Source organism: Shewanella inventionis (assembly GCF_014641855.1).
Taxonomy (GTDB): domain Bacteria; phylum Pseudomonadota; class Gammaproteobacteria; order Enterobacterales; family Shewanellaceae; genus Shewanella; species Shewanella inventionis.
This window is the reverse complement of sequence record NZ_BMII01000027.1, coordinates 47,162-73,499: the sequence shown is the minus strand read 5'-3', so window position 1 is coordinate 73,499 and position 26,338 is coordinate 47,162. Positions and strand designations below refer to the sequence as shown.

The 26,338-nt window shown below is 42.7% G+C and carries 21 protein-coding genes; 2 read left to right on the top strand and 19 right to left on the bottom strand.

All coding sequences use genetic code 11. From position 1 onward, the window contains the following. Positions 1–161: 161 nt before the first annotated feature. The 8 genes from carB to dnaK all read right to left on the bottom strand — a co-directional run bounded on the left by carB (position 162) and on the right by dnaK (position 11,727). Positions 162–3,383 (bottom strand): carbamoyl-phosphate synthase large subunit, encoded by a 3,222-nt coding sequence (gene carB, locus IEW93_RS15780; RefSeq protein WP_188740255.1) that lies wholly within the window; start codon positions 3,381–3,383, stop codon positions 162–164. Positions 3,384–3,405: 22 nt separating this feature from the next. After that, the gene (gene carA, locus IEW93_RS15775; protein ID WP_188740259.1) at positions 3,406–4,563 is read right to left on the bottom strand and encodes a glutamine-hydrolyzing carbamoyl-phosphate synthase small subunit; all 1,158 of its coding nucleotides are present in this window, start codon (positions 4,561–4,563) and stop codon (positions 3,406–3,408) included. Between the two features lie 173 nt (positions 4,564–4,736). Next, positions 4,737–5,549, bottom strand: coding sequence for a 4-hydroxy-tetrahydrodipicolinate reductase (gene dapB / locus IEW93_RS15770; protein WP_188740254.1), 813 nt, complete (start codon positions 5,547–5,549; stop codon positions 4,737–4,739). Between the two features lie 72 nt (positions 5,550–5,621). Beyond that, positions 5,622–6,239, bottom strand: coding sequence for a BamJ family beta-barrel-assembly machinery protein (gene bamJ / locus IEW93_RS15765; protein WP_188740253.1), 618 nt, complete (start codon positions 6,237–6,239; stop codon positions 5,622–5,624). Between the two features lie 81 nt (positions 6,240–6,320). Then, positions 6,321–7,127 carry a M48 family metallopeptidase gene (locus IEW93_RS15760; protein WP_188740252.1) on the bottom strand — a complete coding sequence of 269 codons (807 nt, stop codon included), beginning with the start codon at positions 7,125–7,127 and terminating at the stop codon, positions 6,321–6,323. 97 nt (positions 7,128–7,224) lie between these two features. Then, positions 7,225–8,457, bottom strand: a complete 1,233-nt coding sequence (locus IEW93_RS15755; protein ID WP_188740251.1) for a DEAD/DEAH box helicase — start codon at positions 8,455–8,457, stop codon at positions 7,225–7,227. Between the two features lie 108 nt (positions 8,458–8,565). Further along, the gene (gene dnaJ / locus IEW93_RS15750; protein WP_188740250.1) at positions 8,566–9,693 is read right to left on the bottom strand and encodes a molecular chaperone DnaJ; all 1,128 of its coding nucleotides are present in this window, start codon (positions 9,691–9,693) and stop codon (positions 8,566–8,568) included. Positions 9,694–9,804: 111 nt separating this feature from the next. Further along, positions 9,805–11,727, bottom strand: a complete 1,923-nt coding sequence (dnaK, locus tag IEW93_RS15745) for a molecular chaperone DnaK (RefSeq protein WP_188740249.1) — start codon at positions 11,725–11,727, stop codon at positions 9,805–9,807. 356 nt (positions 11,728–12,083) lie between these two features. Here dnaK and IEW93_RS15740 point away from each other — a divergent pair, with 356 nt between their 5' ends. Then, positions 12,084–12,419 (top strand): hypothetical protein, encoded by a 336-nt coding sequence (locus IEW93_RS15740; RefSeq protein WP_188740248.1) that lies wholly within the window; start codon positions 12,084–12,086, stop codon positions 12,417–12,419. A gap of 64 nt (positions 12,420–12,483) precedes the next feature. Here IEW93_RS15740 and IEW93_RS15735 read toward each other — a convergent pair whose 3' ends face one another. From IEW93_RS15735 to IEW93_RS15720, 4 genes are all read right to left on the bottom strand, one after another. Further along, entirely contained in the window at positions 12,484–13,758 is a 1,275-nt protein-coding gene (locus IEW93_RS15735) for a glutamate-5-semialdehyde dehydrogenase (protein ID WP_188740247.1), read from the bottom strand. Positions 13,759–13,768: 10 nt separating this feature from the next. Further along, positions 13,769–14,878: a glutamate 5-kinase gene (proB, locus tag IEW93_RS15730; protein ID WP_188740246.1), complete on the bottom strand. Its 1,110-nt coding sequence runs from the start codon at positions 14,876–14,878 to the stop codon at positions 13,769–13,771. Between the two features lie 181 nt (positions 14,879–15,059). Continuing rightward, complete coding sequence (locus tag IEW93_RS15725; RefSeq protein ID WP_188740245.1) at positions 15,060–16,349, bottom strand: NCS2 family permease; 1,290 nt, start codon at positions 16,347–16,349, stop codon at positions 15,060–15,062. Between the two features lie 874 nt (positions 16,350–17,223). After that, the gene (locus IEW93_RS15720) at positions 17,224–18,765 is read right to left on the bottom strand and encodes a M17 family metallopeptidase (RefSeq protein ID WP_188740244.1); all 1,542 of its coding nucleotides are present in this window, start codon (positions 18,763–18,765) and stop codon (positions 17,224–17,226) included. A 158-nt stretch (positions 18,766–18,923) separates the two neighbouring features. On the opposite strand from IEW93_RS15720, the gene IEW93_RS15715 reads away from it, so the two are divergent. Continuing rightward, positions 18,924–20,387, top strand: coding sequence for an aminoacyl-histidine dipeptidase (locus IEW93_RS15715; protein ID WP_188740243.1), 1,464 nt, complete (start codon positions 18,924–18,926; stop codon positions 20,385–20,387). A 249-nt stretch (positions 20,388–20,636) separates the two neighbouring features. On the opposite strand, the gene dinB is transcribed toward IEW93_RS15715, so the two are convergent. From dinB to nqrE, 7 genes are all read right to left on the bottom strand, one after another. Continuing rightward, entirely contained in the window at positions 20,637–21,716 is a 1,080-nt protein-coding gene (dinB, locus tag IEW93_RS15710) for a DNA polymerase IV (RefSeq protein ID WP_188740242.1), read from the bottom strand. A gap of 127 nt (positions 21,717–21,843) precedes the next feature. After that, a complete protein-coding gene (gene bfr / locus IEW93_RS15705; protein ID WP_188740241.1) occupies positions 21,844–22,311 on the bottom strand; it encodes a bacterioferritin in 468 nt (155 codons plus the stop codon). A gap of 11 nt (positions 22,312–22,322) precedes the next feature. Next, positions 22,323–22,793 (bottom strand): bacterioferritin, encoded by a 471-nt coding sequence (gene bfr, locus IEW93_RS15700; protein ID WP_188740240.1) that lies wholly within the window; start codon positions 22,791–22,793, stop codon positions 22,323–22,325. A 222-nt stretch (positions 22,794–23,015) separates the two neighbouring features. Beyond that, positions 23,016–23,240, bottom strand: coding sequence for a (Na+)-NQR maturation NqrM (gene nqrM, locus IEW93_RS15695; protein ID WP_188740239.1), 225 nt, complete (start codon positions 23,238–23,240; stop codon positions 23,016–23,018). 60 nt (positions 23,241–23,300) lie between these two features. Beyond that, positions 23,301–24,314 carry an FAD:protein FMN transferase gene (locus IEW93_RS15690; RefSeq protein ID WP_188740238.1) on the bottom strand — a complete coding sequence of 338 codons (1,014 nt, stop codon included), beginning with the start codon at positions 24,312–24,314 and terminating at the stop codon, positions 23,301–23,303. A 119-nt stretch (positions 24,315–24,433) separates the two neighbouring features. Beyond that, entirely contained in the window at positions 24,434–25,681 is a 1,248-nt protein-coding gene (gene nqrF / locus IEW93_RS15685) for an NADH:ubiquinone reductase (Na(+)-transporting) subunit F (RefSeq protein WP_188740237.1), read from the bottom strand. A gap of 48 nt (positions 25,682–25,729) precedes the next feature. Further along, positions 25,730–26,338, bottom strand: a complete 609-nt coding sequence (gene nqrE / locus IEW93_RS15680) for an NADH:ubiquinone reductase (Na(+)-transporting) subunit E (RefSeq protein WP_160055340.1) — start codon at positions 26,336–26,338, stop codon at positions 25,730–25,732.

Here is a 26,338-nt window from a genome sequence, read left to right as displayed (position 1 = left end):
GCAATGAGGGAAAACGTTAAACAATTTATCTTGCCCAAAAAACGAAAACGGCCCAAAAGTAGGACCGTTCGAATTAACAAAACTCGCTATCCAGTTAAGAGAAGAAACTCTTAACTGAATGGTGTTAGCCAATTGGCGACCTTTTAATAACGCTTTATGGTTTAACTAACTATTCGCTTGTGAAGTTCTTGTACTGAACTCACTTTTACGCGGTCATCGGCAGCATGTGCAAGACAAGTTGCAAAGGCAGCGTTCAGTGTAGTGGTGTAATTTACTTTATAACGAAGTGCACCACGGCGAATTTGACGAGAGTCTTCAATTGCTTGGCGACCTTCGGTGGTGTTGACGATATAAGTGTATTCACCGTTTTTGATGCGGTCCAAAATGTGCGGACGGCCTTCATGTACCTTGTTCACCAAGCGAGGGTTAATACCTGCTTCACCCAAGATAATGGCAGTGCCGTGAGTCGCATCAATTTCGTAACCTAATTCAATCAACTTAGAGGCTAAGTCTGCAACACGTTTTTTATCACTGTTACGCACAGATAATAAAGCACGGCCTGATTTTGGCACTTCTGACGTCGCGCCAAGTTGCGCTTTTGCATAAGCTTCTGCAAAGGTATCACCCACGCCCATCACTTCACCAGTAGAGCGCATTTCTGGCCCTAATAATGGGTCAACACCTGGGAACTTATTAAACGGTAATACCACTTCTTTCACCGAGAAATAAGGTGGAATCACTTCTTTAGTAAAGTTTTGCGACTTTAAGCTTTGCCCCGCCATAACACGTGCTGCAATTTTAGCTAACGGTACGCCTGTGGCTTTAGAGACAAACGGTACGGTACGAGCAGCGCGAGGGTTAACTTCAATCATGTAGATTTCGTTATCTTTTACTGCAAACTGTACGTTCATCAAACCAACAACACCCAGCTCAAACGCAAGTTTAGACACTTGTTCACGCATTCTTGCCTGAATATCAGCGCTTAACGTGTAAGGTGGTAATGAACAACCAGAGTCTCCAGAGTGAACTCCTGCTTGTTCGATGTGCTCCATGATGGCACCCACAACCACAGTTTCACCGTCACACACAGCGTCAATATCCACTTCAATCGCATCGTCTAAGAAATGGTCAAGTAACACTGGTGATGCGTTAGATACTTTAACGGCTTCGTTGAAGTAACGTAGCAAGTCTTGTTGGTCGTATACGATTTCCATCGCGCGGCCACCCAACACATAAGATGGACGAACCACTAACGGATAGCCAATATTTCCAGCTTCAATCACAGCACTTTCAACTGTAGTGACTGTCGCGTTTTGTGGTTGGATCATGTTTAAACGTTGAATCGCTTGTTGGAAACGCTCGCGATCTTCTGCACGGTCAATTGCATCAGGGCTAGTACCAATAATAGGCACGCCTGCAGCTTCAAGGGCGCGGGCAAGTTTCAATGGCGTTTGGCCACCGTATTGCACAATCACACCTTTTGGCTTTTCGATACGCACAATTTCAAGTACGTCTTCTAAGGTTACAGGCTCAAAATACAAGCGGTCAGAGGTGTCATAATCGGTTGATACCGTTTCAGGATTACAGTTAACCATAATGGTTTCGTAACCGTCTTCACGCAGCGCTAATGCAGCATGAACACAGCAATAATCAAACTCGATACCTTGGCCAATACGGTTTGGACCACCACCTAACACCATGATTTTGTCACGGTTTGAAGGGTTGGCTTCACATTCTTCTTCGTATGTTGAGTACATGTAAGCTGTGTCTGTCGAAAACTCAGCAGCACAGGTATCGACACGCTTATAAACTGGGTATATGTCGTAACGATGACGTAGTTTACGTAATTCAGAATCACTAACGCCTAGCACATCAGCAAGACGAGCATCAGCAAAACCTTTACGCTTTAATTTACGTAAAATGTCTTCGTTTAAACCAGACATGCCTAACTCAGCCACTTTGGCTTCATCTGCAATTAGGTCTTCAATTTGAATCAAGAACCAGTGATCAATATTGGTCAGCTTGAAGATTTCATCGCGTGATAGACCTGCACGGAATGCATCAGCAATGTACCAAATACGGTCACAACCCGGCTCTTTAAGCTCAAGACGAATGCGCTGTAAGCCTTCTGCAGACTTATAATCAACGATTGAGTCAAAACCATTACGACCCACTTCAAGACCACGAAGCGCTTTTTGTAACGATTCTTGGAAAGTACGGCCAATGGCCATGACTTCGCCTACTGATTTCATTTGCGTGGTTAGACGGTCGTTTGCACCGGCAAATTTTTCAAAGTTAAAGCGCGGAACTTTGGTTACAACATAATCAATTGCTGGCTCAAACGACGCAGGCGTTTTACCACCAGTGATGTCGTTGCTAAGTTCATCTAATGTAAAACCAACCGCTAACTTAGCTGCAATTTTGGCAATAGGGAAACCCGTTGCTTTAGATGCCAATGCAGATGAGCGTGATACACGCGGGTTCATCTCAATGATCACCATACGGCCAGTATTAGGACAAATACCAAACTGCACGTTTGAACCGCCCGTTTCAACACCAATTTCGCGCAGTACTGCTAATGAAGCATTACGCATTAATTGATATTCTTTGTCGGTTAGGGTTTGTGCTGGCGCAACAGTAATCGAGTCACCGGTGTGTACGCCCATTGGATCAAAGTTTTCAATTGAACACACGATAATGCAGTTATCGTTGCGGTCACGAACCACTTCCATTTCGTATTCTTTCCAACCAATTAATGATTCATCAATCAATAATTCGTTAGTTGGTGACAAATCTAAGCCTTGAGAACAAATTTCCTCAAACTCTTCTTTGTTGTAAGCAATACCACCGCCGCTGCCACCCATAGTGAAAGAAGGACGGATAATACATGGGAAACCCACCATGTCTAATACGCCATAGGCTTCTTCCATAGAATGAGCAATACCAGCACGCGGACACTCAAGGCCAATGGCTTTCATTGCTTTATCAAAACGGCTACGGTCTTCGGCTTTATCAATTGCGTCAGCCGTTGCGCCGATCATTTCTACGTTAAACTCTTTCAGTACGCCCATTTCTTCAAGCTTGAGCGCGCAGTTTAATGCGGTTTGTCCACCCATGGTCGGTAGGATCGCATCTGGGCGTTCTTTAGCAATAATGTTGCGTACAACTTCCCAGTGAATTGGCTCAATGTATGTAGCATCGGCCATTTCTGGATCTGTCATAATGGTGGCTGGGTTAGAGTTAACTAAAATTACTCGGTAGCCTTCTTCACGAAGGGCTTTACAGGCTTGAGCACCTGAGTAATCAAACTCACACGCCTGACCAATTACAATTGGGCCTGCACCTAGGATAAGAATACTTTTAATATCTGTACGTTTTGGCATTGCGTCATCTTCTCCCAGATAATTACTTAGCGTGCTGACGGTAATGTTCAATAAGCTCGATGAAATGATCGAACAGTGGCGCGGCATCATTTGGACCAGGGCTTGCTTCAGGGTGACCCTGGAAACTAAACGCTGGCTTATCGGTTAAGTGAATACCTTGAAGTGATCCATCAAATAATGATTTATGCGTCACTTTAATGTTGGCTGGCAATGTCGCTTCATCAGCAGCAAAACCATGGTTTTGGCTGGTGATCATTACATTGCCTTGCTCAATATTGCTCACTGGATGGTTGGCACCGTGGTGACCAAATTTCATTTTTAAGGTTTTAGCACCTGACGCTAAGGCAAGTAACTGATGGCCTAAACAAATACCAAATACCGGCGTGTCGGTTTTTAAGATTTGTTGAATAGCTTCAATCGCATAGTCACAAGGTTCTGGGTCACCTGGGCCATTTGAAAGAAATACCCCATCTGGGTTCATCGCTAATACGTCTGCTGCAGAAGTTTTAGCGGGTACAACTGTCACATCACAACCACGATCCACCAGCATGCGCAAAATGTTGCGTTTTACGCCGTAATCGTAAGCAACAACCTTGTATTTAAGTTCAGACTCTGGTGTATCAGAAGGTAAACCACCAACTAATTTCCAACTGCCTTTACGCCACTGATAAGTGTGGTCAGTAGTGACTTCTTTAGCTAAATCCATGCCTTTTAAGCCAGGGAATGCTTTTGCTTCCGCTAAGGCTTTTGCTTCGTCTAGGTCACCCACCATAATACAACCGGCTTGAGCACCTTTTTCACGCAAAATTCGAGTTAGTTTGCGAGTATCTATGTCCGCAATACCAACTACATTATTCGCTTTTAAATAATCGCTTAATGATTGTTGATTACGGAAATTACTCGCCATAAGCGGTAAATCACGAATGATTAAGCCACATGCATGAACCGAATCCGATTCTGTGTCTTCATCATTGGTACCTGTGTTACCGATGTGAGGATAGGTTAATGTTACTATTTGGCGTGAATATGAAGGATCCGTAAGAATCTCTTGGTAGCCAGTCATTGAAGTGTTAAATACCACTTCACCAACAGAAATACCGGTAGCACCAATTGCTGTGCCAGAGAATACGGTTCCATCTTCGAGTACGAGTAAGGCAGACTGTGTCAACGCGACCTCCAGAAAAGAGCCAAGCCACTGAAATTATGTGTTTTTATTTTGCACTAAGATACCAACTTCCGCTTTATTACGAAATTTTGACAAATTCTGACGATTATATAAGAAATTGGTTATAGCGTCTATATTAAGCAGGATTGTTTTCAAAAAAAAACACCAATCAATGGTGTTTTTTATTGTCAATGCAACCCAAGCACTTGTTGCATGTCATACAGACCTGCATTTTGATCTGACAGCCAATAAGCGGCTCTCATCGCCCCATTAGCAAAAGTCATTCGACTCGATGCTTTGTGGGTAATCTCTAACCTTTCACCAATATCTGCAAACATAGCAGTGTGTTCACCGACAATATCACCTGCACGGACGGTCGCAAAACCAATGGTTTTTGGATCGCGCTCACCTGTGATACCTTCACGGCCATACACAGCACATTGCTCTAAATCGCGGCCTAAAACATCGGCGATAACTTCACCCATTTTTAGTGCTGTACCCGATGGGGCATCTTTTTTATGGCGATGATGTGCTTCTATTATTTCGATATCGGTATAATCACCCATTACATGTGCAGCTAATTCAAGCAGCTTCCACATTACGTTAACGCCTACAGACATGTTTGGCGCAAGTACAACGGGTACCTGTTCAGCATAGGCACTAATTTGCTCTTTTTGAGCATGGTTAAAACCTGTTGTGCCTATCACAATGGCTTTATGGTTTTTAGCACACCAATCAAGATGAATAATAGAAGACTCTGGAGAGGTAAAATCAATCAGTACATCAAAGTCGTTAACCACCTGTTCGAGTGAATCAGTGATTGCCACATTCATGGTGCCTACACCAGCAAGCTCACCCGCATCAACGCCAACAAGACTTGAACCTGCTCGCTCAACCGCAGCACCAAGTATAATAAGCTCTTGCTGTTTAGCAGACTCTATTAACGTACGGCCCATACGGCCACTGGCACCCACTACAGCAATTCTTACTTTGGCTGTCATAAACATCTCCCAGTGTTGACCTAAAACAGCGTATACAAAAACGCCTAAGTTAACTTAGGCGTTTTTAATGTGTTAGATAATATCCAACAACTCAACTTCAAATACCAAAGCTGAGTAAGGCGGGATTGAAGCACCCGCACCACGCTCACCGTATGCTAAGTGATGTGGAACATACAATTTAAGCTTAGTACCTACAGGCATTAACTGTAGCGCTTCAGTCCAACCTGCGATAACGCCAGAAACAGGGAACTCAGCAGGCTGACCGCGAGTCACAGAGCTGTCAAACACATCACCATTTAGGAACGTGCCGTGGTAGTGAGTGCGAACAGTTGAATCATATGTTGGCTTTTCGCCATCACCTTGTACTAATACTTCATATTGAAGGCCTGACTCAGTTACTATCACACCATCACGCTTTGCATTTTCAGCTAAAAATGCATCACCTTCAGCACTTGCAGCAGCGGCAGAGGCTTCTTGTGCTTCTTGTAAACGACGGCTAATTTCAGTAAAAGCAACTTGTAGCTCTTCCATTGTTACTTGGCTTTCTTTACCGGCAAATGCATCAGCAAGACCAGCTTGAACAGCAGGGATATCAATACCTTCAAAAGAATTTGCAGCTAGTTGCTCGCCCATTTGACGACCTACACCGTAGCTTGCATGCTGTTCCATAGTGCTGAACAAATCTGACATAATAAAGTTTCTCTCAATAATTCATTAAAAATTCGCACGAGAGTTTATCACAATAATCTCCTCTCATGTTGGCAAAAAACGTTATTTAACTTGAGCAATTTTACACTCAGTCAAAGACTGTTTTCTTGCCTGTGTATAAAGCGGCATCACTTGAATTTGAGCCGCTTGTAAATCTTCTATGCGATGACTGTGAGAAGGATGGGTCGACAATAACTCAGGACCTTGCGCTCCCCCTGCTTTAGCCATATTTTGCCATAGTGTAATACTTTGAGCAGGATTAAACCCCGCCTTAGCCATCAGTTCAAGCCCGACAATATCAGCTTCAGACTCTTGGCTTCGGCCAAACGGTAAAATAATTCCCACATTAGCACCTAACCCCAGTGCCGCCATGTATAAATCTTTATTGGCTACACCAGATGCGCCAATTGCAGCATCGGCTACTTGCATGCCAAGACCCGTTAACTGAGCGCGCGACACTTGCTCGTTTCCATGTTGCGCTAACACATGAGCCACTTCATGGCCCATCACAGTCGCTAATTGATCTTGATTGGTCGCCACTTTTAATAAGCCGGTATATACCCCAATGTGCCCGCCAGGTAGAGCAAATGCATTGACTTGTTCTGACTCAAACAACACCACATCCCATTGCTGAGATTGATCTGGCAGTACATCGATAATACGTTTTGCTACACAATTGACGTAATCAGTTTGGGCTTTATTTTGGCTAATCTTTTCATTTTGTTTCATGGTCTCAAACGACTGAGCGCCCATTTGTTGCATTTGCGCATCAGAAAACAACAAGGTTTGTCCACGTCCAGTCGGCGATTGGTTATTAACACAACCTGACAATAAAGTAGCAGCCAAAAATGTTAGTGCAACAGCTTTCATCGTCTCTTCCTTTAACAATAAGTGACTAAACATAATCCATAACTTAGTTTATTTTATACTAATCTAGATTACGAGTGCATCATTTGCACAGGCTAAACTAACGTGTCGGCTTGCGCTTAGCAAAATCACTCGCACTGCGTTTATTCATGGTGCGGCGGTTAGCTTGTTTATCGCGCGGTGCGCGTTTACTGCTACCGCTTAAAGGCTTATCTGTCACCGCAAAACCAGCAAGTTCATTTAAAGGCAAAGCTTGAGTGGTTAAGGTGTTAATTGCCTCCAAGTAAGCCAATTCTGAATGACTCACCAATGACAACGCCACACCAGTGAGCCCTGCGCGAGCAGTGCGGCCAATACGGTGCACATATACAGATGCTTGAGCGGGTAAATCGAAATTAATGACCACAGGTAGCGCATCGATATGAATGCCGCGCGCTAGCACATCGGTAGCCACTAATACGCTAAGCTGTCCCGATTTGAATTGCTCAAGTGTTTGACTGCGCAGCACTTGCTCTTTGTCACCGTGAAGCGCAGCGGCTTTGACACCTGCTTTAAGCAGTTTTTTACATAAGGTGTCGGCATCAGCCTTTGCATTGACAAACACCAACACCTGTCGCCATTGATGTAAATCGATTAAGTGGATTAACGCTTGCGCTTTGCTGCCTTTATTGACGTGATAAACGACTTTCGCGATATCATCAACCGCACTATTAAGTACCTGAGCTTCAATACGCACATGTGTTGCAGACAGTATTTGCTGAGCCAATTGAGTTAATACAGCTGGCATGGTGGCCGAAAATAGCACTCTTTGCCCCGCAGGCATCATGGCTATAAGCATTTTAATATCATTAATAAAGCCCATATCCAGTAATCTATCGGCCTCATCTAGCGTCACGCTTTGCACATGGGTAAATTCAACCACGCCTTGTTGCACTAGTGCTAGTAAGCGACCCGGTGTCGCCACCAGCAAATTGGCAGGAGTGGTTAATCGTTCAATTTGGCACTCAATCGCTTCACCGCCACATGCATGCTCAACACGTAAACCAAGCGCTTGTGCTAAGAGGTTGAGGTTTTGAGCAACTTGTACAGCTAACTCTCTCGTGGGAACAATCACAACCGCCGATAAAACCGATGTTGAATGCTGGCTAATACGTTGCAAAATAGGTAAACCATATGCATAGGTTTTACCACTACCAGTTTGCGCTAACGCCAACACATCTTGCCCTGACAACACTGCAGGTATGGCTAATTGCTGGATACGACTAGGTTCGATAACTGCTTCTGGTAATGCAGCTAATACCTTTGGATTGAGCGAAAAAACTGAAAATGCCATGAAGATACCCCATAGTCGCGAATACAGATAATATCTATTCCATACCCCCAACAAAAAAGGCTGCTTACCGCAGTAAACAGCCTTCCAATGATGCGCAAATTAGCGTTATTAACTGTTTAGGTCTTGAAAGAACTTTTTAACCCCATCAAAAAAGCCTTCCGCTTTTGGGCTGTGCTTTTTTGATTCGCCAGTTAGTGTGGCTTCAAACTCACGTAATAGCTCTTTTTGCTTGTCGTTTAAGTTCACCGGCGTTTCCATAACCACTTTACACAGTAAGTCACCTACTGCATGGCTACGTACCGATTTAACCCCTTTGCCACGCAAGCGGAACATACGTCCTGTTTGGGTTTCGGCAGGGATCTTAAGGCTCACTTTACCGTCAAGTGTAGGCACCTCAATCTCGCCACCTAACGCGGCTTTACTGAATGAGATTGGCACTTCGCAGTAGAGGTTGTTTGCATCACGGGTGAATATAGCATGTTCTCGTACACTGACCTGAACGTATAAATCACCTGGAGGCGCACCGAATTCACCTGCTTCGCCTTCACCAGAAAGACGAATACGATCGCCGGTATCAACACCTGCAGGAATTTTAACAGACAGTGTTTTGCTCTTTTCAACACGGCCTTCACCATGACACTTACCGCACGGATCTTTAATAATTTTGCCGCGTCCATGACAGGTAGGACAGGCTTGTTGCACAGCAAAGAAACCTTGGCGCATTTGTACCTGGCCTTGGCCATGACAGGTGCCACAAGTTGTCGCTGAGCTGCCTTTTTTAGCACCGCTGCCATCACACAGATCACAAGCCGCCAATGTTGGAATTCGCAGCTCTTTGGTTAAGCCACGCACAGCTTCCTCAAGTGATAACTCAAGGTTGTAGCGTAAGTCGCTACCACGAGCAGCTTGACGTTGACCACCACGGCGTCCGCCACCAAAAATATCTCCAAATACATCACCAAAGATATCGCCGAAATCACCATGACCACCGCCATGACCACCACGATTAGGATCAACCCCTGCATGACCAAACTGATCATAAGCGGCTTTTTTGTCGCTGTCGGTTAATATTTCGTACGCTTCTTTAATTTCTTTAAAGCTGGCTTCTGCGGCTTTATCTCCAGGGTTACGGTCTGGGTGATACTTCATCGCTAAGCGTTTGTACGCTTTTTTAATTTCACGTTCACTGGTGTCACGAGAGACACCAAGAACTTCATAATAATCACGCTTTGACATAGTGTTCTGTTTCTCGAAGGTATGAGTAAATTGTTAAAATCAATTTATACAAACGGGCGTGTGAGGATAGCCCCAACGCCCGCTTCAATGGTAACTAACTGAAATTGTTAATTACTTTTTGTCGTCTTTCACTTCTTCGAACTCAGCGTCAACAACATCATCAGCAGGCTTTGATTGGCCAGCATCGTGTGCTTGACCTTCTGCGCCGCCTTGAGCTTGTGCTTTAGCTTGTGCGATTTCCATTAACTTAGCCGACGCTTCGATTAAACCTTGAGTCGCGGTATCCATTGCTTCTTTATCTTTGCCTTTAATAGCTGTTTCTAAAGTGGCAATCGCTGCTTCAATTTTCTCTTTGTCGTCGCTTGGTAAATCATCACCCGCTTCTTCAACTTGCTTTTTGGTTGCATGAACTAAGCCGTCTGCTTGGTTACGCGCTTGCACTAACTCTTCAAACTTAGCATCTTCATCGGCGTGAGCTTCTGCGTCACGTACCATTTGTTCCACTTCTTCATCAGATAAACCAGAAGACGCTTTAATGGTGATGTTTTGTTTCTTACCTGTTTTCTTGTCTGTTGCAGACACATGTAAGATACCGTCAGCATCGATGTCAAATGCCACTTCAATTTGTGGTTGACCGCGTGGCGCTGGCTCAATGCCTTCAAGGTTAAATTGACCTAAAGACTTGTTAGCGCTTGCTTGCTTACGCTCACCTTGTAATACGTGAATGGTTACCGCATTTTGGTTGTCGTCAGCAGTTGAGAACGTTTGGCTCGCTTTTGTCGGGATAGTGGTGTTCTTCTCGATAAGCTTAGTCATTACGCTACCCATGGTTTCAATACCAAGTGATAGTGGCGTCACGTCAAGTAATAGTACGTCTTTTACATCACCAGAAAGCACACCAGCTTGAATTGCAGCTCCTACGGCTACGGCTTCATCTGGGTTAACGTCTTTACGTGGCTCTTTGCCGAAGAAGTTAGTAACAGCTTCTTGTACTTTAGGCATACGAGTCTGACCACCAACTAGAATCACTTCGTTGATGTCTGATACTGATAAGTCTGCATCAGCTAGGGCAACTTTCAACGGCTCTAAAGAACGTTGAATTAAGTCTTCAACCAATGACTCTAATTTAGCACGAGTAATTTTAACCACTAAATGCTTAGGACCTGTTGCATCAGCTGTGATGTAAGGTAAGTTAACTTCAGTGTGGTTAGTGCTTGAAAGCTCGATTTTTGCTTTTTCAGCTGCTTCTTTCAAACGTTGCATTGCTAAAGGATCTTTACGTAGATCTAAGCCTTGGTCTTTTTTGAATTCATCAGCTAAATAGTTGATTAAACGGTTGTCAAAGTCTTCACCACCTAAGTGAGTGTCACCATTGGTCGCTAATACTTCAAATGTTTGGTCGCCGTCGTTGCTGTCGATTTCGATGATAGAGATATCGAATGTACCACCACCTAAGTCATATACTGCAACAATGTTGTCGCCTTGCTTTTTGTCAATACCGTAAGCTAACGCAGCCGCTGTTGGCTCGTTGATAATACGCTTAACGTCTAGACCTGCAATACGGCCAGCATCTTTAGTAGCTTGACGTTGTGAATCGTTAAAGTAAGCAGGAACGGTAATAACCGCTTCAGTGACTTCTTCACCTAAAAAGTCTTCTGCCGTCTTTTTCATTTTTTTCAAAATTTCAGCAGACACTTGAGGTGGTGCCATTTTGTTACCACGCGACTCAACCCATGCATCACCATTATCAGCAGCGATAATTTTGAATGGCATAATGTTCACGTCACGTTGTACTTCATCATCTTTAAAACGACGACCGATTAAACGCTTAATTGCAAAGAAAGTGTTTGCTGGGTTAGTGACAGCCTGACGCTTTGCTGGTTGGCCGACAATAGTCTCATCATCGGTATAAGCGATGATAGAAGGAGTTGTACGATCGCCCTCTGCGTTTTCGATTACGCGTGCTTTGCCACCATCAAGGACAGCCACACAAGAGTTTGTCGTGCCTAAGTCGATACCAATAATTTTGCCCATGGGGTCCTCCAGAATTGACGCTATTACGTCACTAATATGTTATTTGATGTTGATATGGGGATGAACTACGTATTTTTCAACCTTTTGGTTGGTTATTTTGTGGTTCACTTTTCACCACTCATATCAGCCTTGATACCTATATTGGGACGACAAATGGAATTACAAGGGGACGGATAAAAAAATTATGTTATAAACAAAATACCGCATTTGCCTTATTAACCAGTGGATAATAAATGGGCCATCGCCACTGACAGTAAAGCGTGCCATTTTACCGCTAAATATTTGATAAAAAAAACGATCAGAGTTATAACAATATACAAGCTTAAAAGTAGATTTAATGCTGAGGATGTGAGGCAATGGGACTGCCAAGATGGAATTTCAGTGATAGCACTGAACGTAAAATACGGATTGTTATTTTAACAATTGTTGGGGTAATTATGGCCTATGAGAAATGCTATGGCGTCAGTTTAACTCAATACCCTGCAATGTATCTGTGTGTATTTGCATTAATTGCAACCCTATTGACCAATGCCGTGCAGCGTCGTTATTTCACATTTGTCATGGAATACGCCCAAGCTTTTCGCATTGTCGCAATTTTAATGACCTGCGCATTTTTCATTATTTGGTTAATGACCACTTACGAACGTTTTACCCTTCCAGCTACGCCAAGCCACCTAATTTATAATTTATAAGCCGTGATTGCACAAAAATAAGGGCGCAAATTTGCGCCCTTATATTAGTGATGATTAATATGCTTTATTGCCTACTGGTGTAATCTCCCCAGGCAAGCCACTTATAAGTTGTTAATGCATCAAGCGCCATGGGCCCACGGGCATGCAATTTTTGGGTACTTACCGCCACTTCTGCTCCTAAGCCAAATTGAGCGCCATCGGTAAACCGAGTGCTGGCATTAACATACACAGCCGCTGAATCAACTTGATTCATAAAATGAGCTGCAGCGTGTATATCATCGGTTAAAATGGCCTCAGAATGGCCACTTGAATATTGCCTAATATGCTCAACCGCAGCATCAATATCACTGACCACTTTAATCCCTAATGTTAGCGATAACCACTCGGTAGAAAATGACTCATCATGCGCTGGTGTGACATCAAACCCTAAGCCATCTAAATAAGGTAATGCTTTGTTACAGGCATGAAACCGAACCCCAAGTGAATGTAAATGTGAGGCAATGTTGGGAATAAACTCTGCAGCAACACCTTGGTGCACTAATAAGGTATCTAACGCATTACACACGGTTGGACGTTGTACTTTAGCATTGGCTATCACATCAATCGCTCGTACTAAATTTGCATGTTTATCAACAAATAAGTGGCAAATCCCAATGCCGCCTAAAATCACTGGAATGCTTGACTGCTCTGCACATAAGCGTTGCAAATTTTGCCCACCACGGGGAATAATCATGTCGACATATTTATCTAAACGCAGTAAACCACTAACAATACTGCGATCTGGCGAGTCGATAAGCTGCACAGCATCTTGAGGTAACTGTTGAATCGCTAAAGCAGAACGAATAATGTCACTTAACACTTTGTTTGATGATAAGGTTTCTTTACCACCTCGCAAAATAACTGCATTGCCCGTTTTAAGGGCTAATACAGCAATATCGACTGTCACATTAGGGCGAGCTTCATAAATCACTCCAACCACCCCTAAAGGCACACTGCGACGAGTTAAACGCAATCCATTATCAAGAACACGACTTTCAGACTCGTTACCGACAGGGTCGGCAAGTGCTATTACATTATCAATATCGGCAATAATCCCGGCTAATCGGCCTTTATCAAGCATTAAACGATCGATCATGGCCTCAGTTAAGCCGTTTGCTTTAGCACTCGCTACATCCTGGGCATTAGCTTGTAAAATGTCATCTGTACGCGCAGCCAATTGATGTGAAATCTCAACAAGCAAAGCCGATTTTTGCCTTGCTGACAATGAGGCTAATATAAAGCTTGCGGCTTTTGCACGCTGTCCAAGCTGGGTTAAATACTCTGTTTCGTTGGCAGACATTTACTTATCCTTAATTATCGAGAACAACCATATCATTACGATGAATAACTGCGTCACCGTAGTCATAACCCAACAAGGGTTCAATGTCATTTGAGTGTTTACCACTAATTTTAATTAAATCGTTGGCGCAATATCGGCTCATACCTTTAGCCAACACTTTTCCTTTTTGATCAACGATTAACAAGGTTGCACCACGTTCAAACTTACCTTCAACAGCCACGATACCTTTTGACAATAAGCTTCGGCCACTTGCTACAACAGCCGCTGATGCCCCAGCATCGATAACCACTTTCCCTTGAGTTGCAGGGCCAGCTAATATCCATTGTTTTCTGCTTTCTAATGGGTTTTCAATCGCACTAAAATGAGTACCTACCGACTCTCGTGCAGCGACTTTAGCAATCACATCTGGGAGATGGCCTGAAGCAATCACCACCTCAATACCTGCACGGCGAGCAATGTCAGCTGCCTCTAATTTAGTGGCCATTCCGCCAGTGCCTAACCCTGATACAGAACCGCCAGCCAGCAAACGCAAACTGTCATCGATATTAACGACTTGTTTAATTAATTGCGCATCAGGATTGGTGCGAGGATCGGCATCAAACAAGCCTTTTTGATCGGTCAATAAAATCAGTAGATCAGCATCACATAACAAGGCTGCTCGGGCAGATAAATTATCATTATCGCCAACTTTAATCTCATTGGTCGCCACTGCATCATTTTCATTAATAATTGGGATAATGTTGTTTGCCAGCAGCGCATTTAGCGTATCACGCGCGTTAAGATAGCGTTCGCGATCTTGCAGATCTGCACGGGTTAATAACAACTGCCCTACATGCAATCCATAAATACTAAACAGTTGTGACCAGGCTAATATCAACTGACTTTGCCCCACGGCAGCTAATAATTGTTTATTGGCCATAGTGTCGGGGAATACGGGGTAATGAAGGTGTTCACGTCCTGCGGCAATTGCACCTGAAGTACACAACACCACTTCAACACCTGCACGCATTAGCATGGCCATTTGCCTTGCTAACTCGACCATATGTGCTTTATCAAGCTTTTTACTGCCCGATGTCAACACGCTTGTACCTAACTTTACCACCACACGCCGATAACCCATGACTTCACTCAGTTAACTATAAATATTCGAATTATTTTTATACCCAATAACGTCCATAATTCATAGTGAAAGCCACTAATAGAGGGCTTTTTTTATATTTAAAGCACAAAAAAGGGGCTAAAAGCCCCTTTGCGGTATAATCACGCGTTAAGCACAGCTTAAAACGTAAATTAAACGATTATTAACCATAAATAAATTTAATCAAAAATAATGCAGCAACCACAAGCACACCAGCATTAAGATCTTTAAAACGACCGGTTAATAATTTAATCATAGCGTAAGAGATAAAACCAAGCCCGATAGCATTAGCAATTGAGAAGGTTAATGGCATTAATAAACAGGTTACCACCACAGGTGCAGCTTCTGTTAAGTCATCCCACTCTACATTGATTAAGCCAGACATCATTAAAATGGCGACATAAAATAATGTGCCAGCAGTCGCATAAGCGGGAACCATGCCAGCTAAAGGTGAAACAAACAATGCTGCTATAAACAATAACCCAACAATAACCGCGGTCAATCCGGTACGACCGCCAGCACTCACACCGGCTGTACTTTCAATATAACTTGTTGTCGTCGATGTCCCCAATGCAGCGCCAGTTATGGTAGCAACACTGTCGGCAGTTAACGCACGCTTCACCCTTGGTAAACGGCCTTTGTCATCAAGTAAACCACCACGTTGAGCCACAGCAACCAAAGTGCCGGAGGTATCAAATAAGTCGACAAATAAGAAAGCAAAAACAACCGACAACATGCTCACTTCAAGCACGCTTGAAAGATCCATTTTCATGAAAGTTGGCGCAATAGATGGCGGCATTGAAACAAGGCCGTTGTATTGCACATCGCCAAATAGCAAACCTAATACGGTGACAATTAAAATACTGAAGATAACCGCAGCTTTTAAGCCGCGCTGTACCATGGCGATAATCAAAAAGAAGCCTAATGCCGCCATCATCGCAGGGAATGACGTAATATCGCCCATAGTGACTAAAGTGGCAGGACTTGCAACCACAATACCAGCACTTTTTAAGCCAATTAACGCTAAAAATAAACCGATACCAGCAGCAATACCAAAACGAAGTGACATTGGAATACTGTTAACAATCCACTCTCGGATTTTCACTAACGATAAAATCAAAAAGCACACACCAGACATAAACACCGCACCTAATGCGGTTTCCCAGCTGTAACCCATCTCACCGACGACGGTATAGGTAAAAAAGGCATTTAATCCCATTCCAGGTGCTAGTGCGATGGGATAATTGGCTAATAATCCCATAATTAAACACCCCAACGCAGCGGCTAAGCAGGTAGCAACAAATACTGCACCGTGGTCCATTCCTGCATCAGCTAACATCATTGGGTTAACAAAAATAATGTATGCCATGGTTAAAAAGGTAGTTAACCCGGCAACAGCTTCTTGCTTTAGGCTGGTATTGTTTTGCTTTAATTTAAATAATTTTTCTAACATGGAACAAGGTTCCTTGGGTAAGGGTTAAGTATAAGTAATTGTTTTAAATGCATTAGGTGGGGGTTAAGCTAAATAAGTAAGCTGTCACACAACACAATAAAGCAGTATAACGGGGTCATAAAACCAACAATGTGAAGTTATGCCAACTTTAAGGTGGGGGATTATAATTATTTACAGCACCGATAGCTACAAACCGTCTTTTTATTCAAAGATTTCAGTTTTTTATACAGCGAATTAATAAATTTAAGGCAAAAAAAAGCCTACTCAATAGAGTAGGCAGACATGTTACAAGCATCCCATATGGGGAAAGGAAAGCTAACATCACTTAACGTGATGTGGCGATAAATTAACTAACTTACCACCTTGTCTAAAACGTCAAACGAGACGAACAAAAGGTTGATGGATATTAAAGCGACTTTAAGAGGGTCAATTCTTAAAGTTTCATGGCGAAAATACCGCCACGTAAAACTGATACATCAGCAAACCAAGTGTTTTGCCAATAAATTTTGCCGTTACCTGTATAAGACATGGTCTTCTCCTGAATAAAAGTTAAGTTGCATAAACCTAGTAAAGCTTGGCTCGGTTCCTTGGAACGTACATTTCTCAAATCCGTTGAGACAACTTGTCACTCAGATCCTTGGAGGCTATATCCATCCTGGATTAACTAGAGCCGACAATCACACTGCTTGCCGACGAAAAGAATTATACAAAACTGTAATTTAATTACAAGTATTATTTGATTGAATTCACAAAAATGTCATTAAAAGTTATTTAATTACCAATTTGGCACACTAAAACTATGTGTTATTATTGTTAACAGCTTGTGACGCAAAAATAAAACTGATACAAAACAATTGATTAAACCAAATCCTTATCACAAAAAACCAAACTGTAATAAAGCAACCAAAGGGTTAGCCGTTGGCTTGCCATAAAGAGGATCACCTTCAACAGCACTACCCGCGATATAAATATGAGTAAATGCCAGCTCAGATTGGGCTAATCCAGAAGCTTTTAAAAGAAAAGCCGCTGGATATTGGTGACCGCGAGCAGTAATCGATGACGGGCCATTATTAGACGACACAACATCTGCAGCACCATTTTTATCAGCCACTTTGTCAAAATCTTCTGGGCGTAGGCGAGACACTTCAAACGGCTCTCCCCATTGCTCGCCAACATCAGCTAAAGCAACTGCTATGCCTTTTTGTTTAGCCACACAATTCTCTACCAATGCTGTATAGCCGCCATAAGCTCGAACGACATGGCCTGTTAGCGTTGCAACTGAAAATAACTGAGGATTCACTTCATGCTCAGCTTGACTACGCAAATGCGATAATAAATCGGCCAGCACAAGTCGACCCTCGGCATCAGTATTACCAATCCGCACTCGCACTCCTGCATGGCTTTGTATTATTTCATCGGTAACAAAAGCATCGCTACCAATACTGTTTCTCACTAGCCCTAACTCTGCCACCACTTTAATGCCTTTAGGTTTTAGGATAGATAGCGCCTTCATTAGTCCAGCAACGGCTGCCGCGCCGCCTTTATCGCGGCTCATTCCAGCCATAGAGCCTGCAACTTTAATGTCTGCGCCGCCCGTATCGTAAACAACGCCTTTACCAGCAAATAATAAAGTTTTAGTTATAGTACCTTCGCCAACATATTCTAGTTTTACCACTCGCGGGTGATGACGTTCCACACCAAATGAGCTGCGACCTACCGCACTTAACAATGGATAATCATGCTTTAGTTGCTCAAGTTCATCGACTACCGACACCGTTAAACCGCTACCAGTAAAAGCATTGACACAATATTGAGCAAAACCAATAGCAGACATGCGTTCTGGTTCTGTGCCACAAAGATCACGAGCCAGCACTCTTCCTGACTCGGCAGCGTTAATCAGTAAGCTATGAGTATCGCTATTGAGTAATCCTATGGCGCTAAAACTTGGGGCTAATGATTTCGCTTCTCTTGCTTCTAGTGGTTGCCATAACTCTTGGCCACACGCCAGCGCTGCGACTTGCTGCGCATTTTTAAACCGAGAGTCACTCAAACTAGGTACAACAAGCAATGGCTTACTGGCTCCAGCCGCTTTTGCAATAGCAATCCCTTCTCTGGCCGCTTTAGCAAAAATTCGCACATCATTGTATGCATCATCAGCGCCTACAACTGGCGAAATAATTAAACGCCCCCCCGCTAAACCTGGCGCTAATAACAAAGTCGCACTTTTACCGACGCGCAGATCGATTTGACTAGCATGGGCTGCCAGTAAATTAATTTCATCCTGCTTAATATCAGCCAATCTTGGTGCTACGACCACAACGGCGTCCCAGCCCTCCCCTTCAAAAATGGCATCGTCATTTGTTACATCGATAAACGGCACTTGAAATGCCTGAGCAATTTGATTTGTTTGAGACATAAAATTCCTTATTCACGTTTAAAATTGCGGGTTCATAATTATTTACAGATTTATGATCTAAACCTTGGCAAATTGGTGCGCCAATATCAAGTAACGCCACAGAATATGTTAAAATACACGCCGTATTATCCGATTGAATTCTTCTTAGAGGGCGTTTCGTGACTGCATTAACTCAATTATATCCTCAGCCACTATGGCAATGGTTCGAACAAATTTGTGCAATTCCACATCCATCAAAACATGAACATGCGTTGTCGCAACATATTCAACAATGGGCTAAAGCACAAGGACTTGCCGTAGTTGAAGACAAAGTCGGTAACCTTATTATTCGTAAACCTGCATCGGCGGGAATGGAAAATTGCAAAACCGTGGTGCTACAAGCTCACATCGATATGGTGCCACAAAAAAATGCCGACAAAGTGCATAATTTTGAAACCGATCCAATCGAAGCCTATGTTGACGGCGACTGGGTTAAAGCTAAAGGCACAACATTAGGCTCAGACAACGGTATTGGTATGGCTTCAGCATTAGCCGTACTTGGCAGTACTGACATCAAACATGGGCCACTCGAAGTATTACTAACTATTGATGAAGAAGCTGGCATGACAGGCGCCTTTGGTTTAGAAGCCGGCTACCTTGATGCTGAAATCTTAATTAACACAGATTCAGAACAAGAAGGCGAAATTTACATGGGCTGCGCCGGTGGTGTTGACGCGCAAATCAGTGTACCCATGTCTTGGCAAGCGCCAGAGCATAGCAATGCCAGCTTTTCACTAACCTTATCAGGTTTAAAAGGTGGACACTCCGGCGTTAACATTCATCTTGGCCGCGGCAATGCAAACAAACTTCTAGCTCGTTTTTTGTTTAAATACAGTGATGAATTAGCTTTAGAGTTAGTGAGTTTTACAGGCGGTTCACTTCGAAATGCCATCCCACGCGAAGCCAATATTCACTTTATGTTACCAACCGAGAATATTGACGCGCTAAAGCAAGCTGTAGCTTCGTTTCAAGCATTAGTTCGTGAAGAGTTAGCGGTAGCAGATCCTGGCATGCTATTAGCACTTGCTGATATTGATCCTCCAACAAAAGTCATGGGCGAAGATGCACAAAACACCCTGATAGATTTACTTCATGCAAGCCCCAATGGCGTTATTCGTATGAGTGACGAAATAGAAGGTGTGACCGAAACCTCGCTCAATGTTGGTGTCATTAGTACCGAAGATGAAAGTGTTGAAGTGCTTTGCCTTATTCGTTCATTAATTGATTCAGGCCGAGAAGAGGTCGCAGGCATGCTTACCGCCCTAGCTAACCTGTCGGGCGCAAGTATCGACTTAAGCGGTGCTTACCCTGGATGGAAGCCAGACACAAGCTCGCCTGTAATGGCGATTGTACGTGACACCTACAATGATATTTACAAAAAAGATCCAACCATAATGGTTATCCATGCTGGTCTTGAATGTGGTTTATTTAAAGAGCCATACCCTCACATGGACATGGTATCGATTGGCCCAACCATTCGTTATCCACATAGCCCAGATGAGATGGTAAACATTACAACTGTGGGCCAATATTGGGAGCTACTACTAGCCGTATTAGCACGCATCCCAGCAAAAGCTGCATAAATGGGTTATTTATTTTAACGTTAGCAATACTAGCAATAAAGGCGACAATGATGTCGCCTTTATTGTATACCCAATCAACTAGAAGATACGTGTTTGAGAGCTTCACCGTGTTTTCAATACTAGCCGCGTTTATTCTTTGTTATTGATTTTGGAAAGGGAACAACCATTACCTACAATCAATGCCTTGCCTAAACGAGTGTAAACTCTTGCTGAAATCGCTAGGTCGATTGGGTATAAATACAAACATCTTTAAAACTGTAAATCCAGTTGGGTAATTTGATGGGTATTAACATCTGAATTATTTGTTGTTATGTCAGCTAGGCCAACACTCACACCCAGTAACCGAATACCTCGTCCATGGCTTCGCTGTAAAGCTTGTTGCAGTAACTCATGAAACATATTGATTGAAATTTCATCACTGCGATGTTCTATCGTGGTTTGTTTAAAATCATTAAATTTCAATTTCACCACCTGCTTATGAATTTTACGTTCTTTAGCACTTCGATGTACCCGAGCGCTCAATTCTTGAATAAGTTGCGGTAAAACTTGATGGCATTGCTCTAGGGTAAAAATGTCTTTAGCCAATGTAGTTTCAACACCAACTGATTTACGTACTCTGTGAGGGCTAATTTGCCGAGGATCAATGCCTTGAGCACGCTCAATCAATACGCGGCCAAATTTACCAAAGGCATCAATCAATTTAGCTTGGGGATACTGCTGTACGTCATAACAGGTGGATAAGCCAATATCAGCCAGTTTTTTAGAGGTTACTTTACCCACGCCAGGGATTTTACTCAAAGGTAAGTCCCTTACAAAGTCGCTGATTTGGTTGGGAGTGATTACAAATTGGCCATTGGGTTTATTTAAATCTGAGGCAATTTTGGCTAAAAACTTTATTGGCGCGACACCAGCAGATGCGGTTAACCCTGTAACGGCAAAAATCTCATCACGAATAGCGCGAGCGATTAAAGTTGCACTGCCCTGGTGGGCATCGCAATCAGTCACATCGAGGTAGGCTTCATCTAATGACAAAGGTTCGACTAAATCAGTGTAGCGATGAAAAATCTCACGGATTTGTAATGAAACAGACTTATAAACATCCATGCGCCCCGGGACTAACACCAAATGAGGGCACAATTGAAGGGCCTGATAACTGGACATTGCGCTTCGTACACCAAAGTGACGAGCTTCATAATTGCATGTACTAATCACACCACGGCGATCGCTTCTGCCGCCAACGGCAATGGGTTTTCCCCGTAACTCAGGAAAATCACGCATTTCCACAGCCGCAAAATAACAATCCATATCAATGTGAATGATTTTACGCATTATTAAACCATCACTGAATATTTAAACTAATCACATGTTACTGTATATAAAAACAGTATTCAATCAATCAGACACAAAAAAGCCCAAACACAGTTGGGCTTTTGATTACGTCGCATATAGCAATAAATTACATTTGCTTTTGTAGGTAGTTTTGCAAGCCTACACGGTCAATTAAACCTAATTGCTTTTCTAACCAGTACATGTGATCTGATTCAGTATCATCTAGCAACACTTCTAAGATTTCACGAGTTTGGTAATCGGCCTTTTCTTCACATAACTTAATCACTTTACGTAAATCGTTTGCGACCTTGTATTCATACTCTAAATCGTTTTTAAGCATTTCTTGCACATCTTTACCGATGTTTAATGCTTCACGACTAGCCACATCAGGTGTGCCTTCAAGAAATAAAATACGTTGAACAAGTTTTGCTGCATGTAATTTTTCGTCATCAGACTCATGCAAAATACGGGTATATAATTCGTTAAATCCCCAATCTTCGTACATATGAGCATGAACAAAGTACTGGTCCATTGCAGATAATTCGCCAGTTAACAGTAGGTTTAGGGCGTCGATAACTTCTGGATTGCCTTTCATGATAAATCCTATTAGTCGTTAATTTGTGATTGAAGATAGTTTTGAATACCGGTTTGGACGATGAGCCCTTGTTGTGACTCAATCCAATCTAAATGTTCTTCTTCGTCTTCTAGTAAATCCTCAAGCAGATCACGGCTAACGTAATCTTGCTCAGTTTCACACACAGAAATGGCTTCACGTAAAAGGCTTATCTGCTCGGTTACAGCTTGTAAATCACAGCTGAGCATTTCTTCTGCATGCTCACCAATACGTAACTTATCTAATTGCTGCAGATTAGGTAATCCTTCAAGAAACAATACTCGTTCAATCAGTTTGTCAGCATGCTTCATGTCTTGAATCGACTTTTTATACTCTTTTTCATTCAGCTTTTCTAAACCCCAATGCTTAAACATACGCGCATGCAAAAAGTACTGGTTAATTGCTGTCAGCTCGCAGGTGAGCACGCGATTAAGCTGGCTGATAACTTTAGGATGACCTTTCATAGTATTGTCCCTTGATAAAAAGTTTGATCTCGATCAATTCACTACAGAATAGAACAATGTAGAGGCAAAGGCAAATTTTCCTTTAATTTCACCAACTTACAATTGATAACCATTATCATTATAACTAAGCTTTGTAACTCTACTGTATTAAACTCGCATAAAAAAAGCCTTCATAATGAAGGCTCTTTACATTGTAAGCTATAAAATGATACGCAATACAAATTAAATAATTCTGTTTTGATTGAGCATGTCTTTGCGCTCTTGCTCTTTTTGCATGCGCAACTTACGCGCATCACATGGGTCATCACAGTCGCATGCTTTTTCAATACCGAGCACACCTAAACCACCACAACTGCCTTCTACCGCTTTCTTTTTCACGATATAACCGACAGACATCAACAAGAAAAAAATTAACAATACCACAAATGCTGCAATAAATGTGCTCATAACCAACTCCAATTAACATATTCTAGGCAGGGCTTAAGCATTAGCAAACCCTATTCCAGATTATTTTACATATGCCTTAAATGCATCACTGTAATGGACCTTAAAACCTTGCTCCTGCTTTTCAATCAGCATTATTGCTAAATTCTTTTCTTTAGCAAGTGCCAACGAAGCTTGTGTACCTAACACCATCATGGCGGTGGCATATCCATCTGCGGTCATACAACTAGAGTGTAGCACGGTTGCAGAAGCAAGTTTATGCTTAATCGGATATCCGCTACGAGGATCAATTAAATGTGAAAAACGTTCGCCATTCTCTTCGTAAAAATTACGGTAGTCACCAGAAGTCGCCATCGACATGGTTCCTGGCTCAATAACTTGCTGCACAGCTTGACCTTCATCAGTGGGTTGCTCAACAGCAATGCGCCAGGCAACACCGTCTGCTTTGGTGCCTTTAACATTTAACTCGCCACCAATCTCGACCAAATAACCACTGGCATTGTATTTATCTAAAATTGCAGCAATTTTATCCACACCAAAGCCTTTAGCTATTGATGATAAATCAACATACAAATCGGCATTATGCTTAGTTAACATCACCCCATCTATCGATAATTCATTAATGCCCATTTTAGTTTTGGCGGAGTCGATTTGCGCCTGAGTGGGTACCGATGTTGGCCGCTTATCAGGACCAAATCCCCATAAATTAACCAATGGCCCTAAGGTGATATCTAGTGCACCATCGGTTTCTTGGTGTAGACGTATACCCTCATTAATCACTTTAAGCGTATCGGCAGACACTTTAACGCTTTGCTTTACCTGCAACTGATTAAACTTTGATAATTCCGAGTTTGGTCGGTAAGTGGACATTTGCTCGTTAACGACTTCTAGCGCCATGTCTATTTCGGCTTGCAATAATTGCGCTTCTGGTAGGCTATCGTTAGGCACAACTTTTACATGGTAAGTGGTCCCCATTGTGCTACCAGACAAAGAAATAATAGGTTCAGGTGAGCTACAAGCGCTCATACCAACCAACAATAACGATGTTAACAACAACTTAATAGCATTTACGATCATGTCTAATTTCACTGGTTAAAATCAATAAAAAAAATTGCAGCTTGCAGACTCGTGATTTAACACCCTGTCTGCATTGCTGCAATTTCATGACTTACTTGTCAATGTAATGAGTTAACTCATTAGCCACCGAAATCATCGAGTAAGATGTTTTCGTCTTCAACGCCTAAGTCTTTTAGCATACCAATTACCGCTGCGTTCATCATTGGAGGTCCACACATGTAGAACTCACAATCTTCTGGCGCATCGTGGTCACGTAAGTAGTTCTCGTACAATACGTTATGGATAAAACCAGTGTAACCGGTCCAGTTATCTTCAGCTTGCGGATCAGATAACGCAACATGCCACTTAAAGTTATCATTTTCAGCTGCTAGGCCGTCAAAGTCTTCAACGTAGAACATTTCACGCTTAGAACGTGCACCGTACCAGAAGCTCATTTTACGTTTTGATTTAAGACGCTTTAATTGGTCAAAAATGTGAGAACGCATTGGAGCCATACCGGCACCACCACCAATAAATACCATTTCAGCATCGGTATCTTTAGCGAAGAACTCACCAAATGGGCCTGAAATTGTGACTTTATCGCCAGCTTTTAAGCTCCAAATGTACGAAGACATTTTACCACAAGGTAGGGTTAAATTACGTGGCGGTGGCGTAGCAATACGCACGTTCAACATAATAATACCAAACTCTTCTGGGTAGTTAGCCATTGAGTATGCACGAATGGTTTCTTCGTCAACTTTAGACTCTAATTTAAAGAAACCAAAGTGTTCCCAGTCGCCACGGTATTTTGCTGGTACATCGAAATCAGCGTATTTAACATGGTGAGCTGGCGCTTCAATCTGAATATAACCACCGGCGCGGAAAGGTACAGATTCACCATCAGGGATTTGCAGCTTAAGTTCTTTAATGAACGTTGCTTTGTTATCGTTAGAGATAACTTCACATTCCCATTTCTTGATGCCGAAGATTTCTTCGTCAAGTTCGATTTCCATGTCAGATTTAACGTTAACCTGACAAGATAAACGACAGCCTTGACGTGCTTCACCTTTACTAATGTGATCAAGTTCAGTAGGCAGAATATCACCACCGCCTGATTTAATGTGTACACGACACTGACCACATGAGCCACCGCCACCACACGCACTTGATACGAAAATACCGTTGTCAGCTAATACGCCAAGTAACTTGCCGCCTGCGCCAGTTTTAATTGCTTTATCTGTGTCACCGTTAATACCAATAGTGATATCACCGCTTGCAACTAGTTTTGACTTAGCGAATAAAATCACTAACACCAACACTAATACAATCACAGTAAACATACTCACACCTAGATATACATCTATTGGAGTAGATTCAAGAATACCCATTCACTTATCCTTAAAGGTTCAAATTAATGCGTCGTCTCAATGCTTTTCTTAAAGAGAAACACCAGAGAATGACATGAAACCTAGAGCCATAAGACCTGCGGTTACAAAGGTAATACCTAAGCCACGCAAGCCATTTGGCACGTCAGAATATTTCATCTTTTCGCGAATACCGGCTAGCAATACAATTGCCAATGCCCAACCAATACCAGAGCCGATACCAAATACCACGCTCTCGCCTAGGTTGTAATCACGTTCTACCATGAAAGATACTGCACCAAAAATCGCACAGTTCACGGTAATCAAAGGTAAGAAAATACCTAACGCGTTGTACAAAGGTGGAAAATATTTGTCTAACGCCATTTCCAAAATTTGTACAAGTGCTGCAATCACACCGATAAAGGTGATGAACTTCAAGAAGCTCAAATCAGCATCAGGCACACCAGCCCAAGCTAAAGCGCCAGGAGCAAGTAAACCTTGATAAATAATTTGGTTAGCAGGAACCGAAATAGCCAGTACCACGATAACTGCAACACCTAGGCCCATCGCAGTAGTTACTTTCTTAGACACAGCTAGGAAAGTACACATACCTAAGAAGAACGCTAGCGCCATGTTTTCAATGAAAACGGAGCGAATTAACAAACTAATATAATGTTCCAT

Bases quoted from the DNA above. Each gene is read 5' to 3' on its own strand.
- carB (WP_188740255.1), bottom strand. From the start codon at position 3,383: ATGCCAAAACGTACAGATATTAAAAGTATTCTTATCCTAGGTGCAGGC.
- dapB (WP_188740254.1), bottom strand. From the start codon at position 5,549: ATGACAGCCAAAGTAAGAATTGCTGTAGTGGGTGCCAGTGGCCGTATG.
- bamJ (WP_188740253.1), bottom strand. From the start codon at position 6,239: ATGTCAGATTTGTTCAGCACTATGGAACAGCATGCAAGCTACGGTGTA.
- IEW93_RS15760 (WP_188740252.1), bottom strand. From the start codon at position 7,127: ATGAAAGCTGTTGCACTAACATTTTTGGCTGCTACTTTATTGTCAGGT.
- IEW93_RS15755 (WP_188740251.1), bottom strand. From the start codon at position 8,457: ATGGCATTTTCAGTTTTTTCGCTCAATCCAAAGGTATTAGCTGCATTA.
- dnaJ (WP_188740250.1), bottom strand. From the start codon at position 9,693: ATGTCAAAGCGTGATTATTATGAAGTTCTTGGTGTCTCTCGTGACACC.
- dnaK (WP_188740249.1), bottom strand. From the start codon at position 11,727: ATGGGCAAAATTATTGGTATCGACTTAGGCACGACAAACTCTTGTGTG.
- IEW93_RS15740 (WP_188740248.1), top strand. From the start codon at position 12,084: ATGGGACTGCCAAGATGGAATTTCAGTGATAGCACTGAACGTAAAATA.
- IEW93_RS15735 (WP_188740247.1), bottom strand. From the start codon at position 13,758: ATGTCTGCCAACGAAACAGAGTATTTAACCCAGCTTGGACAGCGTGCA.
- proB (WP_188740246.1), bottom strand. From the start codon at position 14,878: ATGGGTTATCGGCGTGTGGTGGTAAAGTTAGGTACAAGCGTGTTGACA.
- IEW93_RS15725 (WP_188740245.1), bottom strand. From the start codon at position 16,349: ATGTTAGAAAAATTATTTAAATTAAAGCAAAACAATACCAGCCTAAAG.
- IEW93_RS15720 (WP_188740244.1), bottom strand. From the start codon at position 18,765: ATGTCTCAAACAAATCAAATTGCTCAGGCATTTCAAGTGCCGTTTATC.
- dinB (WP_188740242.1), bottom strand. From the start codon at position 21,716: ATGCGTAAAATCATTCACATTGATATGGATTGTTATTTTGCGGCTGTG.
- bfr (WP_188740241.1), bottom strand. From the start codon at position 22,311: ATGAAAGGCAATCCAGAAGTTATCGACGCCCTAAACCTACTGTTAACT.
- bfr (WP_188740240.1), bottom strand. From the start codon at position 22,793: ATGAAAGGTCATCCTAAAGTTATCAGCCAGCTTAATCGCGTGCTCACC.
- nqrM (WP_188740239.1), bottom strand. From the start codon at position 23,240: ATGAGCACATTTATTGCAGCATTTGTGGTATTGTTAATTTTTTTCTTG.
- IEW93_RS15690 (WP_188740238.1), bottom strand. From the start codon at position 24,314: ATGATCGTAAATGCTATTAAGTTGTTGTTAACATCGTTATTGTTGGTT.
- nqrF (WP_188740237.1), bottom strand. From the start codon at position 25,681: ATGGGTATTCTTGAATCTACTCCAATAGATGTATATCTAGGTGTGAGT.
- nqrE (WP_160055340.1), bottom strand. From the start codon at position 26,338: ATGGAACATTATATTAGTTTGTTAATTCGCTCCGTTTTCATTGAAAAC.